The following is a 16,851-nucleotide window of genomic DNA, read 5'->3' on the forward strand; positions in this document are numbered from 1 at the left end:
TCCGTTGTGATCGTCGGGGTTCAGGAGGCAGTCAGGTAGCGGGGTGGACGTGGCAGATGGCGGGCGAGCCCCGCCGTGACCTCGGCGCGGATGCGAGGAATGGCAGAAGCGGGCGCCAGTGCGACGACGCAGGCGCCGAGCGACCGGGCCCCCAGCGCGCCCGCGGCGAGGGCGGTCTTCACGACCAGGTCGGGGACCCGGTCGCCGTGGGGATGGGCCTCGGTGAGCAGCGGGCCCAGGCCGGGCGGGCGGGCCGCCCGCAGTGTCGCGGCCGCGTGCTCCGGCGCGATCGCCCCGGGCAGGGGGACGGGCGGCATGGCCAGGGCCGCGATCAGGAGCCGGAGGCCGTGGGCGGCCAGGTTCCAGGGCAGGTGCTCGCTGCCGCCCGGCGCCGTCAGAAGGGCGTGGGCCGGACGGGGCGCGGCGCACAGCGGGCGGGGCGCGCCCGGTTCCGCGGGCGGCCCGTGCAGGGCCCGCAGAACCCGCGCGGTCGCCTCGGCCGTCTCGGCGCCGGTGAGGAGGCCCAGCTTCTCGGGGATCTCCCGGCGCACGAGCAGCCGGGTGCCGGGGACGGGGTCGGAGTACGCCTCCAGGACGGCGACCGGCTCCCGCGCCCAGGGCGGTGCCTCGGTGAGGGTCGCGGTGCGGTAGTGGTTCATCGAGAAGAGCGTCACCGACCCGTCTCCGGTGCGGCCGGCCGCGGCGACCGCGCCCCACGGCAGGGGCACCGCCAGGCCGTCCAGGAGGGGCAGGCGCGCGGGGACGTGCCTGACGGCCGCCGGGGCGCCGCCGAACACCCGCTCGAAGGTGTAGGCCGCGATCCGCACGACCGGGTCCGCGGCGGGGCCGATCCCGTCCTCCCGCCCGGTGTCGCGGGGCACGCGGGTCATGTCAGTTTCTCCAGCCTGTCCGCGGCCTCGGCGGCGCCCCCGGCGGCGGCGAAGGAGTCGCGGACGCGGCGCGCGGCGGCGCGGTGGGGGCCGTCGGCGAGGACGGTGGTGAGCGCCGCGGCCAGCTCCTCCGCGCGGACGCGGGAGAACCGGACGGCGATCCCCGCCCCGGCCGCCTCCACCTGGCGGGCGACGATCGGCTGGTCGTCCCGGATCGGCGCGACGACCAGGGGAAGACCGTTCGCGAGGGTCTCGCAGACGGTGGTGTGGCCGCCGTGGCAGACGACGGCGGACAGCCGCGGGAGGAGGTCGAGCTGCGGGACGTGGTGGCGCACCAGCACGTTCGGCGGCGGGTCGCCGAGACCGGCCCGGGCGGCGAGGGCGGGAGGCGCCACGAGGATCGCCTGGACGTCCATGCCGCGGACGGCGTCGGCGGCGACCCGGTAGAAGCGCTCGCCGGACGGGCCGTTGAGCGTGCCCAGGGTCACCAGGACGGCGGGGCGCCCGTCGAGCCACTCCCAGGGGAAGGTGCTCCCGGCGGGACGGCCGAGGGCCGGGCCGACGAACGCGTAGTGCTCAGGGAACTCCGAGACGTCGCCCATGAGGGCGGCGGTGGTGAACACCAGGACGAGGTGGTCGGAGAAGCGCAGGTCCAGTGCGTCCTCGATGCCGTGGGCGCGCTGGAAGCCGTCGATCCGGTCGCGCACCCACCGCTCGACCTTGGGCGTCCCGGCGAGCGGGCGGGCGACCTCGGTGCACGCCGCCACCGAGCTCGCCCACGGGATCTCGCGGAGCCGGGCCGCGACGGGGCCGGCGAGGGTGATCTGGTCGCAGACGACGGCGTCCGGGCGGAAGCGGTCCACCGCGGTGAGGACGCCGGGCATCATCGCGTGCCCGAGCGGGACGGCGAACTCCTCCCACAGGAACCGGACGGTGGCGTGGCCGCGCAGCCCCAGCCAGGCGTCCTGGAGCGCGGGCAGGCGCGCCGCGAAGTCCCGGTCGAGCGTGCCGTGGATCCGCGAGCCAGAGGGCAGGAGCGGTTCGAGGGCGGCGCGGTGCCCGGCCCAGGCGACCTTGTGGCCGCGTTCCGCCAGCTCGGCCGCCACCGCGACGTTCGGGTTGACGTGGCCGGTGAGCGGCGGGACCACGAACAGGAACCGGCGTTTCGGCCTGCTCACGCGCCGCACGCTCGTGTCGTCGAGCATGGACGGGACGTGGACTCGGACGCGGCGGGTGCTCATACCGCACCTCCCATGGCTCGCGCTCCTTCGGTGACGGGCGCGCCGGCGTGCGCGTGGCGGGCGAGCCAGGGTGACAGGACCTCCAGGAGCCCGGCCGTGCCCTCCCGCAGGACGGTGTGGGCGTGGCCCTCCATGACGTGCAGCGTGCAGCGGGGGACGGCCCGCGCCAGCAGCCGGCCGGCGTCGAGCAGCTCCGAGTGCCGTCCGTAGACGGCGAGCACCGGGCAGGCGACGGCGGCGAGGTCGGCGGGCCGGACGGGCGCCGCCCCGGCGATGTCGGCGACGAGGCTCGTCCCGTTGACGAGCGCGTCGTCGCCCGCGGCGGTCCTGCTCTCGCGCCGCCAGCCGAAGTCCAGCAGCCGCTCGGGCAGGCGGTCGTGGTCCAGCGCGAGCGCGTACAACTCCAGGGTGTTCAGGATGTCCTCCGTCCACCCGGGACGCTCGGACGGGCCGTCCCCCTCGATCATCACGAGCCCGGCGACGCGGGAGGGGTGCGCGAGGGTCGCCTTGAGCGCCGTGACGCCGCCCCAGCTGTGCGCGACCAGCACGACGGGCGCGCGGCGGCCGAGCGCGTCGAGGACGGCGAAGAGGTCCGCGACCGCGTCCCCGGGCCCGTAGCCGGTGGGCGGCCGCTCGGAACGCCCGTGCCCCCGCTGGTCGTACAGGACGCAGCGCGCCCCGCCGGCCGCGACCGGCCCGGCGATCGTGTAGTAGAAGCTCGACAGGTTGTCCATGACGAGCCCGTGGACGAACACGACCACGGGCGGGTCCGGGCAGTGCGGGGCGTCGGGCTCCATGAGCTGCACGTGGAAGCGGACCCCGCGCGCGGTCACCTCAGGCACGGGCGCCGCCCCGCGGTGACGCCTCGATGTGGGAGACCACGTCGCCGACCGTGAGGTCGATGAGCTGGTCCAGCCCCATCCCGGCCAGGAACGCGGGGAAGTCCACCTCCGCGTAGTGCCCGCTGAGCTTCTCGAAGAGCGCGACGAACTCGATGCTCTCCAGAGCCAGTTCCCCGCTGAGCGAGGTGTCCGCGCCGATCTCCGCGTCCAGCAGGAGGTCCTCCCCCACCACGTCGGTCAGGATCCGCACGAACTCCTCCATGACCTGGGTCATGCTCTGCTCTCCTCCATGTCGGTGCCGCCCGACGCGGCGGTCCAGGCGACGACGTGGCCGTCCAGGTCGCGCGTCAGCACGGTGATGACGGTCCCGTTGCCGGCGATCAGCAGCCGGTCGGGCTCGGCCGCGGTCACGACCAGCTCGGGACGGTCCGGGTTCACGGGCATGGACTGCAGCACGGCCTGCTTCGCCGCGCGGACCTGCCCGTTCGCGTCGTCCAGGGCGAGCCCGATGCCCGCGGGCTCGCGCCCGGACCGGACGATCGCGACGCCCAGCTCGGCGTCGCAGGCGACCGACAGGGCCAGCGGCACCTCGAAGGGGCCGGTCACGACGGGCCTGCGCGCCCTGTCGTCCAGGACGGTCAGCTCCGCCGGGAACAGGGGCCCGTGCCCGGCGCGCCACAGGTGGTCCCGGACGGCGTCCTTGGCGGCGATCCGGCCGAGCAGCCACGCGCCCTGCGCGAACGACGGGAGCGCTTCGTACTCGGCGCGTTCGGCGGCGCACAGGTACTGGCGCATCAGCAGGTCGCGGGACGCGGCGCCGTCCCAGCGTCTGCGGGCCAGGCACCAGCCGCCGTCCTGCGGCTCGCCCGTTCCCGACAGCTCCGGCGTGAACCGCATCCGCCAGACGGCCTCGTCGGTGTAGAAGCGGTGCGTCGTCCATCCTTCGATGCGTCCCCAGAGGGTCCCGTCAGGCCGGACCATCTCGGCGTTGCAGCGCATCGTGGTCTCGGTGAGGGACTGGTTCCACACGGTCGTCTCCAGGCGTTCCCCCGCGGGTGGCAGCGGCCCGTACAGCGAGAGCCGGTCGATGCCCACCGGGAACACGATGTGGTTGCTCTCGCCGTAGACCTGCATCCAGTGCCCGCACAGCTGCCCGGCGCTGTCCACGAGCGCGCCCGGCGTGGGCAGCGAGGTCAGGGCGCCGCGCACGCCGTCCTCCGCGAGCGCGATGATCTCGGTGACGCCGCGGAACAGCGGGCCGTGGAACATCCAGCGCTCCTCGTACAGCCGGTCCGCGGTGACGACGGGCGGCCCCTCGCCGGTCAGCGGCGTGCGGTCGGGCGGCGGGGGCTCCGGGTGCTCGCCGTCCAGCAGGACCGTGCCCTCGGCGTGGCCGGGGATGACGACCTTCACCCTGGGCGGCGCGGCGCCCTCGACGACGGAGGCGTGGATCTCGGCGCGGGTCGGCGGCGCCGCGACGATCCACCGGACGGCGCGCACGTCGGCGAAGCCCACCACCCGCGCGTCGGGCAGCAGCTCGCGGGCGGCGCCGGCCATCACCTCCAGCAGCGTCGTCAGCGGGACGACGGGGAACCGGTCCGACATGTCCGGCCAGCCGGCGGGCTGCGGGATCACGCAGTGGTCGGCGAGGTAGGGCATCGACTCCAGCGAGAACACCCGGGAGACGACCAGCCCGGCCGCCGCGGGCGCGGCGTCCCCGGCTGCTGCGTCCCCGGCCGCGGGGACGCCCTCGGCAGGGACGTGCGCGCCGCCGCTTCCGAGCGCCTCCAGGACGGTCTGTGCCCCGGACGCGGCGTCGTCGAGCAGCGCCTCCAGCTCCGCCAGAACCGGGTCGTCCGCGGGCAGCCGCGGGACGCCGGTGCCCTCGGCGGGGCCGGCGGCGAGGGTGAGCGGCGGGACGGCGCCGTCCAGCCGCACGAGCGGCGTCCCGAGGTCGAGCGGGATGCCCGGCGCGGGCTCCGGCGGCGCGGGCGAGGCCCCGTACCCCTCGGCCCACAGCGCGGCCACGACGCGGCGCAGCTGCGCCATCCCGTCCCGCTTCGGCACGTTCACGGCGATCGCCAGATGCTCGCGCTCCCCGAGCCGGTCGCCGACGAAGCCGGTGAGGCTGCCGGGGCCGACCTGCACGAAGGCCCGCACGTGCGCCGTCCCGTACAGCTCCTCGATCAGCTCGCTGAACCGGACCGGCTCGACGAGATGCCGCAGGACCAGCTCGCGGACCTCCCCGGGGGACGCGGGGAACGGCGCGACCGTCGTCGCCGACCACAGCGGGACGCGGGCCTCACGGAGCGGCAGCACCTCGAAGGAGCTCCGCACCTGCCCGGCGAACGCCGCGGCCGCGGGGGTGTGGAAGCCCGACCGGAACGGGAGCTCCCCGCCGAGCACGCCCTCGGCGGCGAGACGGCCGAGGATCTCGCGCACGTCCTCCGGCGGGCCGCACACCACCGACTGGTGCGGGCAGTTGTCGTGGCTGACGTGGACGCCGGGGCGCCCGCCGACGGCCTCGTGGGCACGGCCCGCGCCGCAGCCGAGGGCCGCGTACACGACGTCCGGGACGTCCACGGCGTCGCCGTCGAGGGCCCTGATGAACGCCTCCGTCGCGTCCCCGTCGTACACGCCGGCGACGGTCATCGCGGTCCACTCGCCGAGGCTGTGCCCGGCCACCACGTCCGGCTCGACGCCCAGCTCGGCGAGCGCGGCGGCCAGCAGCCGCCCGACGGCCATCACATCGGCGGCGTGACCCGGCAGGTCGGTGCGCCCGGACGGCACGAACCCCGGCAGGTCGAAATGTTCTGCGACGTCGTCCACACGTGGGTCGAAGGCGGGTTCGAAGCCGGGGAACAGGAACGCCAGCCGGCCGCCGCCGGCCAGCAGCGGACGCGGCGCGAACCACACGTCGCTCCGGCCGCGCCAGGCCGTGCCGCGCTGCACGACGGCCCGCGCGAGGTCCAGCCGGCGCGCGGTCGGGCCGACGATCGCCAGGCGGCACGGCAGGTCCGGGACGTCGTCGCAGACCCGCGCGAGGAGTTCCTCGTCGGGGGCCGCGAGCAGGTCCGACAGCTCCCCGCCCGTGCGGGCGGCCAGCCGCAGCACGCCCTCCTCGGAGGCGGGCGGGCGCAGCCGCCGGGCCCGCCGTGCCCGCGTGGCGGGCGGCTCCTCCAGGATCACGTGTGCGTTGGCGCCGCCGAACCCGAAGGCGTTCACGACGGCCCTGCGCGGCGTCCCCGGCGCGGGCTCCCACTCCGCCGCCTCCCGGACGGGACGCAGCCGCCCGCCCTCCAGCGCCGGGTGCGGGTCGTCCACGTGCAGGGTCGGCGGGAGGACGCCGTCGCGCAGCGCGAACGCGGCCTTGATCAGCCCGGCGATCCCGGCGGCGGGCATCGCGTGCCCGATCATCGACTTGACCGTGCCGAGCCCGACCGGCGGGCCGCCGGTGCCGAGGACGCGGCGCAGCGTCGCCAGCTCCGCCTCGTCGCCCGCCGGGGTCGCGGTGCCGTGCGCCTCGACCAGGCCCACCGCCCCCGGCGCCGCGGGGTCCAGGCCCGCGTCCCGCCAGGCGCGCTCCACCGCGAGGACCTGCCCGTCCACCAGCGGGCTCATGATCCCGGCGGCGCGGCCGTCGCTGGAGGACCCGGCGCCGAGCACCACCGCGTGGATCCGGTCCCCGGACCGCAGCGCGTCCGACAGCCGCTTGAGCAGCACGACGCCCGTGCCCTCCGCCAGGAGCGTCCCGTCGGCCGCGCGGTCGAACGGGCGGATCGTCTCGCTGGGGCTCAGCGCCCGCAGCTGGCTGAACACGCTCCACACCGTCGCGTGGTGGGCGTGGTGGACGGCCCCCGCCAGCATCGCGTCGGCCTGCCCGCTCCGCAGCGCCCGCACCGCGTGCTCGACCGCCAGCAGCGACGACGCGCACGCCGCGTCCAGCGTGTACGCGGGGCCGCGCAGGTCGAAGCGGTTGGCGATCCGGGACGCGGCGAAGCTCGGGACGAGGCCGACCGAGGCGTCCGGGCCGTCCGGGCCGAGGCGCTCGCAGAACGCGCGGCGGATCTCCTCCAGCCGGTCGCGGCCGAGGCCGGGGAGCAGTTCCGACAGCACCCCCGCGAGCTGGTGGGACGTCCGGACCCGCTGGTCGAACCGCGCGACGCCCGGCGTGATGTAGCCGCCGCGGCCGATCACCACGCCGATCCTCGACCGGTCGGGCAGCCGCTCCTCGCCGCCCGCGTCCGCGATGGCCTCGCCCGCCGTCCGCAGCGCGAGGAGCTGGTCGGGCTCCATCCCCGGCACCGACGCGGGCATGATGCCGAACCCGGCGGGGTCGAACGTGGCCAGCCCGTCGACGAAGCCGCCGCGCCGGCAGTAGAACCGGTCGCTCTCCGGTGCCCGCCCGTACGCGCCGGGGTCGTAGTAGGTCGCGGGGTCCCACCGCCCCGCGGGGACGTCGGTGATCGCGTCGAACCCGTCCAGGACGTTGCGCCACAGCTCGGCCGCGGACCCGGCACCGGGGAACACCGCGCCCGCGCCGACGATCGCGATCGGCTCGGCGGCGTCGGTCACCGGACCGTCCCCGTGAACACGACCTGCGTCTCGTCGCCGTGCGCGATCTCGCGGAGCAGGGCGTCCACGCCGGCGTCCGGCTCGATCAGCCCGATGCCGCGCCGCGCGTACTCGCGCGCCAGCTCGGGCGACACCATCCCGCCGCCCGCCCACGGCCCCCAGTCGGCGACCAGGACCCGGCCCTTCAGCCGCGTCCGCCAGACCCGGGCCAGCGTGTCGCAGGCGTCGTTGGCGGCGGCGTAGTCGGCCTGCCCCCGGTTCCCGTGCACGCCGGCGACACTGCCGAACACGACGAAGAACCCGAGGTCGGGGCGGACGGCCGCGGCGAGCGCGCACGCGCCGTCCACCTTCGTCCGGTACACCCGCTCGAACGAGCCGGGCCCCTTGTCGCGGACGAGCCGGTCCTCGATCAGCCCGGCGCCGTGCACGACCCCGTCCAGGCGGCCGTGCCGCAGGTAGACGCGCTCGACCACGTCCCGCACCGCCTGCGGGTCCCGGACGTCGCCCGAGTGGTACCGCACGGACGCGGCGTCCTCGCGCAGCGCCTCCAGGTTGCGCCGGACCTCCCGCTCGGCCAGGAGCCGCCTGATCGTCGCCTCGATCTCCGAGGGGGGCCTGCCGCCACGCGCGACGAGCGCCCTGCGGAGCCCGGCCTCGTCCTCGGCCTCGGGGAAGGACGGCTCGCCGTCCGGTTCCGGTGTGCGTCCCATGAGCTCGATGTGGCAGCCGCTCATCCTGGCCAGCGCGCGCGCCACCCGTGCGGTGATTCCTCTTGCTCCTCCGGTGAGCAGCACGACGCCGTCCGGCCCGAGGTCCACGGCGGGCTCCCCGGTGAGTTCGGACGGCACCACCGACAGGCCCCGGCGCACGTCGCCCTCGTGCCCTACCGCCACCGGGGCGTCAGGGTGCAGCATCTCCGCCAGGATCCGCTGCGCTATCGCCCGCGGCGTGTCCTTGGTGTCGACGTCCACCGCCCGGACGAGCACCTCGGGGTACTCCTGCGCGACCGTCCGCGCCAGGCCCCGGAGCCCGGCGCCCGGGGCCGGGTCGCCGACGCCCCCGCCGCCGAACCGCCGTCCGAAGTCGCCGCCGGACCCGGTCGCCACCACCAGGCGGCGCAGCCCTCCGGTCAGCGCGCCGCGGATCCCCGCGTACGCCTCGGGGAGCACCGCCGCGGCGCCGGGCCGCAGCGCCGCCAGGTGGACGAGACCGTCGCAGGCCCCGTCCACCTCCAGCGGCGTCCGCGCCTGGGCGCCGTGCCGCTCCAGCATGTCGGCGAGCTCCAGGGCGATCCCGCAGCCGTCGTCCACGATCAGGAACCGCTCCCCGGCGAACGTCGTCCCGGCCTCGCCCGGCACCGGCAGCGCCTTCAGCGGCACGGTGCGCACGACCTGCCGCAGCACGGGCGCCTGGACGCGCGGCGGGAGCGCGGCCGGGCCGGATCCCGAGAGTGCCGAGGTGCCCACATGGGTGCCGGAGCCGTCGGCCGGACGCGCCGGGCCCGCCGGGGGCGCAGGAGAGGAGGGCTCCCGGACCTCGGCGGGCGGGGATTCCAGATGGTCGTGGAGCCAGGCGACGATGCCGCCGATGGTGGTGATGCGGGCGAGCCGTTCCAGCGCGGCGTCCCCGGCCGTGAGCCCGACGCGGTCGGCCAGCTCGGCGGTGATGACGGTGCGCTTGATGGAGTCGATGGAGAGGTCGGCCTCAAGGTCCAGGTCGTCCTTCAGCATGGCCCGCGGGTAGCCGGTGCGGGAGCTGATCACCTCCAGGACGGACGCGCGGACGTCGGGCGCGTGCTCCCGCTCCGAGTCCGGCTCCGGCTCCGAGTCCGGGACTGTGGCCGGGGCCGGGAGCGGCGCCGGGCCCGCGTCCACCGCTTCGCCCTTGAGGACCGGACGCGGGAACGGGACGGACGGGACCGGCGGCCGGGGCTGGACCGGCGGGCGGGACGGCCTCTCGGCCGCCGGGCCGAGGTGGCGCAGGATCACCTCCCGCTGCGCGGCGATCAACTCGCGGCCCGCGCGCAGGTACTCCAGCACCGCGGCCTCGGACTCGCGGGGACGGTCGCTCATCGTTCCTCCTGGGACGCGCCGGGCGGGCCGCAGCGCGCCCTCCGGGTGGCCGCCGTCGGCGGTGCGGACGAGGTGGCCGTTCACCAGCCAGCCGGACGCCGGCGGCGCGGCGTCGGCGTCGGCCTCGGCGTCGCGGCCCGCGAACAGCGGCAGCGGGTCGACGGGGACCCCGGCCGCCGCCAGCTCCGCCAGCGCGAGCAGGAAGCGCGGCAGGCCGTCCTCGCCGGGGACGTCGCAGCTCACGGCGGTGTGCGGGCGGTCCCCCAGGATCGCGCCGACCAGCCCGGTCAGCACGCGGCCGGGGCCCGCCTCGACGAAGGTGCGGGCGCCCGCGGCGTACATCGCCTCGATCTGCTCGACGAACCGGACGGGGGCCGCGAGCTGCCCGGCGAGGCCGTCGGCCAGGTCGGCGGGGTCCGTCTCATAGGGCGCGGCGGTCGTGTTCGACCAGACGGGGAAGGCGGGCGAGCGCAGGTCGCGTCCGGCGAGCGCGGCGCGGAGCCCGGCGGACGCGGGCGCGACGAGGGGACTGTGGAACGCGCAGGCCACCGGGAGGCGCTCCGCGGCGAGGCCGTGCCCGGCCAGGACGGCGGCGGCACGCTCCAGTCCCGCGGCGGTACCGGAGACGACCACCTGGCGGGGCGCGTTGTGGTTGGCGATGACGATCTCCGAGACGCCCGACAGCGCCTCACGGACCTCCCGCAGCGTGCCGGTGACGGCCGCCATCGCGCCCGGCTCCGGGCCCGCGGCCGACAGGATCGCCTCGGCGCGGGCGGTGCTCAGCTCCACCAGGTCCGTCTCGTCGAACACGCCGGCGGCGCACAGGGCCGTCAGCTCGCCGTAGCTGTGGCCCGCGGCGAGGTCGGGGTGGACGCCGACGGCGGTCAGGAGCCGGTGGACGGCCAGCCCGGCGATCCCGAGGGCGGGCTGCGCGGCGCGTGTGTCGGCCAGCGCGTCCCGCTGCCGCCGCGACTCCTCGGCGGTGAACGCCGCGGGCGGGAACATCACCGGGGCGTGCCCGCCGCCCGCGAGCCGCAGGAGGCGCTGGAGGCGGGGGAAGGCGACGAACAGGTCGGCGAGCATCCCCGGCCGCTGGCTGCCCTGGCCCGGGAAGAGGAAGGCGACCTGCCCGGCGCCGGGGCCGTCGGTGCCGGTGCCGGTCTCCGTGCCGGTGCCGGCCGTGTCCCGGCCGTCCTCGCCGGACGCGACGAACACGCCCTCTCCCGGGAGGAACGCGGCGGCGGCGTCGAGCTTGCCGTCCAGGTCGCCGGGACCGGTGGCGACGAACGCGACCCGCACGGGGCCCTCGCCGGACGCGCAGGCGCGGGCCGCCGCGCGCAGGCCCGCCCGGTCACCGCGCCGCCCGTCCCACACCCCGCGGATCCGGCCGACCTCGGCCCGCGCCGCGGCCCGGTCCTCGCCGCGGACGAGGAACAGCTCGGCGGGCCAGTCGGCCAGCCCGGAGACCGGCTCGGGCGCCCCGCCGTACCCGGACAGGACGGCGTGGAAGTTGGCGCCGCCGAAGCCGAAGCCGCTGATCCCGGCGTACCGGTCGCCGGGGGCGGCGGCCCACGGGCGGGCCGTCCGGCCGAAGGAGAAGGGCCCGGCGGGATCCCACGCCGGGTTCGGGCGGTCCAGGTGGAGCGTGCCGGGCAGGACCCCGGTGTGCAGCGCGTGCGCGGTCTTGATGAGGCCCGCGAGCCCAGCGGCGCACTTGGTGTGCCCGATCTGCGACTTCACCGAGCCGAGCGCGACGCTGCCGGGCGCGGCGCCCGCGAACACCGCGGCGAGCGTCTCCAGCTCCGCGCGGTCGCCGACCTCGGTGCCGGTGCCGTGCGCCTCGACCAGCCCCACCCGCGACGGGGGCACGCCCGCCCCCTCGTACGCGCGGTCCAGCGCGAGGCGCTGGCCCTCGGAGCGGGGCGCGGTGAGGCCGAGGGAGCGGCCGTCGCTGGACCCGGCGACGGACTTGACGACCGCGTACACCCGGTCGCCGTCGCGCTCGGCGTCCGCGAGCCGCTTGAGCACCACGCACGCGACGCCCTCGCCCAGCGCGATCCCGTCGGCGGACGCGTCGAACGCGGCGCACCGCCCGGACGGCGACAGCGCGCGGACGGAGGAGAACATCAGGTAGTCGCGGATGCCGTTGTGCAGGTCGGCGCCGCCGCACAGCGCCATGTCACCGGCGCCGGAAACGAGTTCCTTGCAGGCGGCGTCGAGCGCCGCTAGGGAGGCGGCACAGGCGGCGTCCACCGTGTAGTTGGCACCGCCCAGGTCGAGCCGGTTGGCGATCCGCCCGGCGATCACGTTGGTGAGGACGCCGGGGAAGGAGTCCTCCGTGGGTTTCGGGAGCTGCTCGTCCAGGCCCGGCGGGACCTCGCCCAGATAGGACGGGAGGGCCGCGCGCATGGCGTAGGCGGCTGCGAGTTCCCCGCCCCCCTCGGCGCCGAAGAACACCGAGGTCCGGGAACGGTCGAACGGCCGGTCGGCGTACCCGGCGTCCCGCAGCGCGCGGGACGCGACCTCCAGCGCGAGGAGCTGGACGGGCTCGACGCTGCCGAGCGCGGCCGGCGGGATGCCGTAGGCGAGCGCGTCGAACGGGACGTCCGGGATGAACCCGCCCCATTTGGAGGGCGTCCTGCCGTCCCCGTCCGCGCCGAAGTAGAGATCGGGGTCCCAGCGCCCGGCGGGGACCTCGGTGACGGAGTCGACGCCGCGGGCGATGTTCGCCCAGTACGCGCCGGCGTCCTCGGCGCCGGGGAACACGCAGCCGATCCCGATGATCGCGATGTCGGCGGGGCGCGGGCCGGCGGACGGCAGCGGCGGGCGGTCCGCGGCGACGCCGAGTTCGGCGGCACGGGCGGCCAGCAGCGCGGTCGCCCCGGCGGTGACCTCCTCGTGCAGGTCCGCGAGCCGGGTGGGCGCCGAGCGCAGCGCCGCCGCCTGGCCCATCATGAACAGGCCCTCGGTCCGCTGCGCGGCGGGCTCCACCGGCTGCGGGCCCTCGCCCGACGGACGGCGGCGCAGCCCCTTGCTGGCGATGCGCAGCCGCCCGAGGTTCAGCTCCTCCAGCCGCCGCCACACCTCCCGCGGCGCCATCCCGACCGCCGCGAGCTCGCGGCGCGCCTCCTCGAACGCGACGACGTAGGGGGTGCGGGCGCAGCGGGTCACGTGCCCGGGGGACGTCTCCAGCAGGGCCGTCCCCTCGCATCCGATCGCGGCGTCCTGGAAGCCCGGCAGGATCGCGCCCGCCTCGACGGCCTCGGCGGTGAACAGGTACGCGGTCCCCATCAGCACGCGGACGGCGGCGCCGCGCCCGGCGAGCGGCCCGGCCAGCGCCGCGACCATCGCGGCCGACCGCGCGTCGTGGATCCCGCCCGCGAACATCACCGACAGCTCCGCCGGGTCGCCGCCGAACGCCGTCAGACGCTCGACCTGCGCCTCCCACAGCGGGAAGCTCGCGCGGGGCCCGACATGCCCGCCGCACTCCGCGCCCTCGAAGACGAACTTGCGCGCGCCCTCGTCCAGGAACCGCTCCAGCAGCTCCGGCGACGGGACGTGCAGGAACGCGCTGATCCCGGCCGCCTCCAGCGACGCGGCCTGCGCCGGGCGGCCCCCCGCGACGATCGCGAACGGCGGCGCCGCGGCGCGCACGGCGGCGAGCTGCGCCTCGCGGACCTCCGGCGGCGCGAACCCGAGGACGCCCACGCCCCACGGCCTGCCGCCGAGCCGCCCGGCGGTGGCGGCCAGCAGCTCCCGCACCTTGTCGCCGTCCTTGAGGGCCAGGGCCAGGAACGGCAGCCCGCCCGCGCGCGCGACCGCGTCGGCGAACTCCGGCCGGTCGCTGACCTGCGTCATCGGGCCCTGCACGACCGGCGGCACCGCGCCGGACGACCCGTCGGCGCCATCCACGCCATCGGCATCCACGCCATCGGTGTCGTCGGCGTCGTCGGCGCGGGGGGCGTCGGAGGGTGCGACGGCCGGGGCGAGCGGCTCGGCGCGGACGGCGGCCCTGATGTGCTCGGTGATCTCCCCCCGGACGGCCTGGACCACGCCCCCGGCGGTCTTGTGGCGCGCCGCGAGCGCCGCCGCGAGCGGCCCGTCCTGCCCCACCGGCAGGCCCGCGACACGCAGGCCCCCCGCCGCGGCGGGCTCGGCCGTCCCGGCGCCCGGCAGGCCGGGACGCGCGTACACGCGGTGCCCGTCGACGACCGCCGTCTCGCTCCCGTCCATCGCGGTGAGCGCGGCCACCACGGCGGCGGGCAGGTCCATCTCCCGGACGAGCGCGAGCTGCACGTCCAGCACGATCCCCGCCGCTCCCCCGGCCACCGCCGCCGCGGCCGTGTGCGGGCCGATCCCCCCGGCCGCGTACACCGGGACGTCCACGGCCGGGCCGGCGGCCAGATGCTGGAGCAGCACGAAGGTGGACGTCTCGCCGACGCGCCCGCCGGCCTCCCGCCCCCGCGCGATCAGCCCGGTGTTGCCCGCCCCCGCGAGGCCCTGGGCGACGGGCAGGACGGCGGCCGCCTCGTCCGGGCCGACCACCTCGATCAGCAGGCGGCGGCCCCGGGCGAACCCGGCGACGTCCAGCGAGTCGTCGGAGCGCAGCGCGGGCGCGTCGACGAGCACCGTGCCCGCCGCGTCCGGCAGCTCGGCGGGACGGACCCGGCAGCCCGCCGGGACGCGGACGCCGAACGGCCCCGTCCACCAGCGGCGGACGTCGGCGAGGGCGGCGAGCGCCGCCGCCCGGTCGGTGCCGAGGTCGAGCACCCCGAGCCCGCCCGCCCGCGCGACCGCGACGGCCAGCCGGGACGCGGGGCGGCCGAACGGGGAGACCCCGATGACCTCGGTCCCGGGACGGCTCCCCGGGGCCGCGCCGGGCCCCGGCCGCCGCCGCTGCGTCCCGTCCCGGCCCCCGGCCCTGTCCGCCGCCATGCACTGCCCCCCGACGTCCCGCGCGGCCCGACCCCGGCGGCGCGGCTTGAAACCCTGGCTCGACGGTGCGCCACACTACGGTCGGCGACGGATCGATCACCGGGGCGACACACCCGTGGACGCGACGGGAACGGGACCTCAAGGAGTCTGGGACTTCCCTTGACGCAGCCAAGACCCGCCGCGGCGGGCGCGCGGGACCGGCACGGCGTCCCGGCGCGGCGCGCTCCCCGCCCGGGTCTCACGTTCCGGCGACGACATCGCGCATAATGTCAGTTACACCCCGTAGCATCGGGCGCGACGGGGGAATGCGGTCAGGTGGGTACGTGATGGCGACCCTCGATCCGGCGAACTCCACAGGCTCCGCCCACGGCGCCCTCCGCGGCGCCGCGATCCCGGGCGCCGTGATCCGGGACGCCGCGCCCCCGCGGGCACCCGGGCGGTTCCGCCTGCCGCTGCGCCGCCGGGGCGCCACCGCCGGAGACGCCGCCGTCCGCGCCGCCCTCGCCCCGCTGCTGTCGGCGCACCGCGCCGCCTACCCGGACGCCGACCAGGCCGAGCTGCTGCGCGGGTACGCGGTCGCCGAGCGGCTCCACCGGGGCCAGCTCCGCAGGTCCGGCGCCCCCTACATCACCCACCCGCTCGCGGTCGCGATGATCCTCGCCGGGATGGGCATGGACACCACCACCCTCGTCGCCGCCCTCCTGCACGACACCGTCGAGGACACCCCCTTCACCCTCGGCGAGGTCCGCGCCGAGTTCGGCGAGGAGATCGCCGTGCTGGTGGACGGCGTGACCAAGCTCGACGGCGGCCGCTGGGGCGAGCGCGCCGAGGCCGAGACGTTCCGCAAGATCGTGCTGTCGGCCGCCGACGACCTGCGGGTCCTGGTGATCAAACTCGCGGACCGGCTGCACAACCTGCGCACGCTGCGGTTCCAGCCGGAACACAAGCGCGCCCGCTACGCCAAGGCGTCCCACGAGCTGCTCGTCCCGTTCGCCGAGCGGCTCGGCATCCACGTCCTCAAACGGGAGATGGACGACCTGGCCTTCGCCGCGCGCTCCCCCGGCGCGCACGCCGCCACCGGATCCGCCGTCCGCGCCGCGCTGGGCGACGCCGCCGGCGCGTTCGGCCCCGCCATCCTGCGGCTCCGCCGCTCCCTCGCCGAGCACGGCGTCCACGCGACGATGCGGATCAGGCCGTCCCACCTGTACGCGGTGCACCAGTCGTTCGGCGGCCGGCTCACCGGGCTGCGTCCGTGCGAGGCCGCGCGCCTCCTCCTGGTCGTCGACGGCGCCGAACGCGACTGCTACATCGCGCTCGGCGCGGTGCACGCCGCGCTGCACCCCGTCGCGGGCCAGGTCCGCGACTTCATCGCCACGCCCAAGCACAACATGTACCGGTCGCTGCACACCCGGGTGATCAGCCCCGACGGCGACCCGTTCGAGGTCATCGTCCGCAGCCGCGCCATGCACCCGGTCGCCGAGTACGGCATCGTCGCCCACATCCGCGACGCCGGCGACGACGCCGCCACCGCCGACGCCGTCGCGGGCCGCCGCGACCTCGTCTGGCTGAGCCGGCTGCTCGCCTGGCAGTCCGACGCGCCGTCCGCCGACTTCCTGGACAGCCTGCGCGCCGACCTCGCCGCGGGGAACGTCGCCGCGTTCACCCCGCGCGGCGAGGCCGTCGCGCTGCCCGCGGGCGCCACCGCCCTCGACTTCGCCTACGCGCTGGAGCCCGCGCTCGGCGACCGCTGCATCGGCGCCGTCGTCAACGGGCGGCTCGCCCCGATGTCGGTGCAGGTCCGCAGCGGCAACGTCGTGGAGATCCTCACCGACCCGGCCGGCCGCCCGTCCGAGGACTGGCTGGAGTTCGCGGTGGCCGTGCCCGCCCGCGTCCGCATCCAGCAGTGCCTGGCGCTGCGGCACGCCGAGGAGGCCGCCGAGGCGGGGCGGCGGCGCCTCGTCCAGGCCCTCGCGGGACGGCACGTCGACCTGCTCGCCGCCGAGGCGCGCGGCGACTCCCTCGCCGTCGCCCGCTCCCTCGGCTACGACGAGATCGACGAGATGTACGGCGCGCTGACCACCGGGTCGCTGCGCCTGGACGACCTCGTCGCCCGATTCGTCGGCGGCTGAGGGGTCCTGGCTACGCCGACCGCATGACGTTCGAGTACGGCGCCGACGGGCCCAAGGTGATCGTCGCGGGCGTGGACGGGTCGGTCGCGGTCCGGCTCGTCCGCACGGGCCGGTGGCCGGTGACCGTGGTGCCGTGACCCGCCCGGTTCGATCGCCCGGTCCCGGGG

General features: G+C 77.1%; 7 protein-coding genes. 1 reads left to right on the top strand and 6 read right to left on the bottom strand.

Translation table 11 applies throughout. The annotated features are described in order from the left end of the window. Nucleotides 1–20 precede the first annotated feature (20 nt). The 6 genes from AGRA3207_RS07465 to AGRA3207_RS07490 are packed head-to-tail and all read right to left on the bottom strand — an operon-like array spanning nucleotide 21 to nucleotide 14,555. Nucleotides 21–890, bottom strand: coding sequence for a hypothetical protein (locus tag AGRA3207_RS07465; protein ID WP_231333822.1), 870 nt, complete (start codon nucleotides 888–890; stop codon nucleotides 21–23). After that, entirely contained in the window at nucleotides 887–2,131 is a 1,245-nt protein-coding gene (locus AGRA3207_RS07470) for a glycosyltransferase (RefSeq protein ID WP_231333823.1), read from the bottom strand. The genes AGRA3207_RS07465 and AGRA3207_RS07470 overlap by 4 nt, the downstream gene beginning before the upstream one ends. Next, on the bottom strand, nucleotides 2,128–2,973 hold the full coding sequence (locus tag AGRA3207_RS07475) for an alpha/beta fold hydrolase (protein WP_231333824.1): 846 nt from the start codon (nucleotides 2,971–2,973) through the stop codon (nucleotides 2,128–2,130). Before AGRA3207_RS07475 ends, AGRA3207_RS07470 begins: the two co-directional genes overlap by 4 nt. Further along, the gene (locus AGRA3207_RS07480) at nucleotides 2,966–3,247 is read right to left on the bottom strand and encodes a hypothetical protein (protein WP_231333825.1); all 282 of its coding nucleotides are present in this window, start codon (nucleotides 3,245–3,247) and stop codon (nucleotides 2,966–2,968) included. The genes AGRA3207_RS07475 and AGRA3207_RS07480 overlap by 8 nt, the downstream gene beginning before the upstream one ends. Next, nucleotides 3,244–7,548, bottom strand: a complete 4,305-nt coding sequence (locus tag AGRA3207_RS07485; RefSeq protein WP_231333826.1) for a beta-ketoacyl synthase N-terminal-like domain-containing protein — start codon at nucleotides 7,546–7,548, stop codon at nucleotides 3,244–3,246. The genes AGRA3207_RS07480 and AGRA3207_RS07485 overlap by 4 nt, the downstream gene beginning before the upstream one ends. Beyond that, nucleotides 7,545–14,555, bottom strand: coding sequence for a type I polyketide synthase (locus AGRA3207_RS07490; protein ID WP_231333827.1), 7,011 nt, complete (start codon nucleotides 14,553–14,555; stop codon nucleotides 7,545–7,547). Before AGRA3207_RS07490 ends, AGRA3207_RS07485 begins: the two co-directional genes overlap by 4 nt. A 326-nt stretch (nucleotides 14,556–14,881) precedes the next feature. Here AGRA3207_RS07490 and AGRA3207_RS07495 point away from each other — a divergent pair, with 326 nt between their 5' ends. Next, the gene (locus tag AGRA3207_RS07495; protein WP_231333828.1) at nucleotides 14,882–16,684 is read left to right on the top strand and encodes a RelA/SpoT family protein; all 1,803 of its coding nucleotides are present in this window, start codon (nucleotides 14,882–14,884) and stop codon (nucleotides 16,682–16,684) included. Nucleotides 16,685–16,851 lie beyond the last annotated feature (167 nt).

Origin of the sequence: Actinomadura graeca (assembly GCF_019175365.1) — a bacterium.
Lineage (GTDB): Bacteria > Actinomycetota > Actinomycetes > Streptosporangiales > Streptosporangiaceae > Spirillospora > Spirillospora graeca.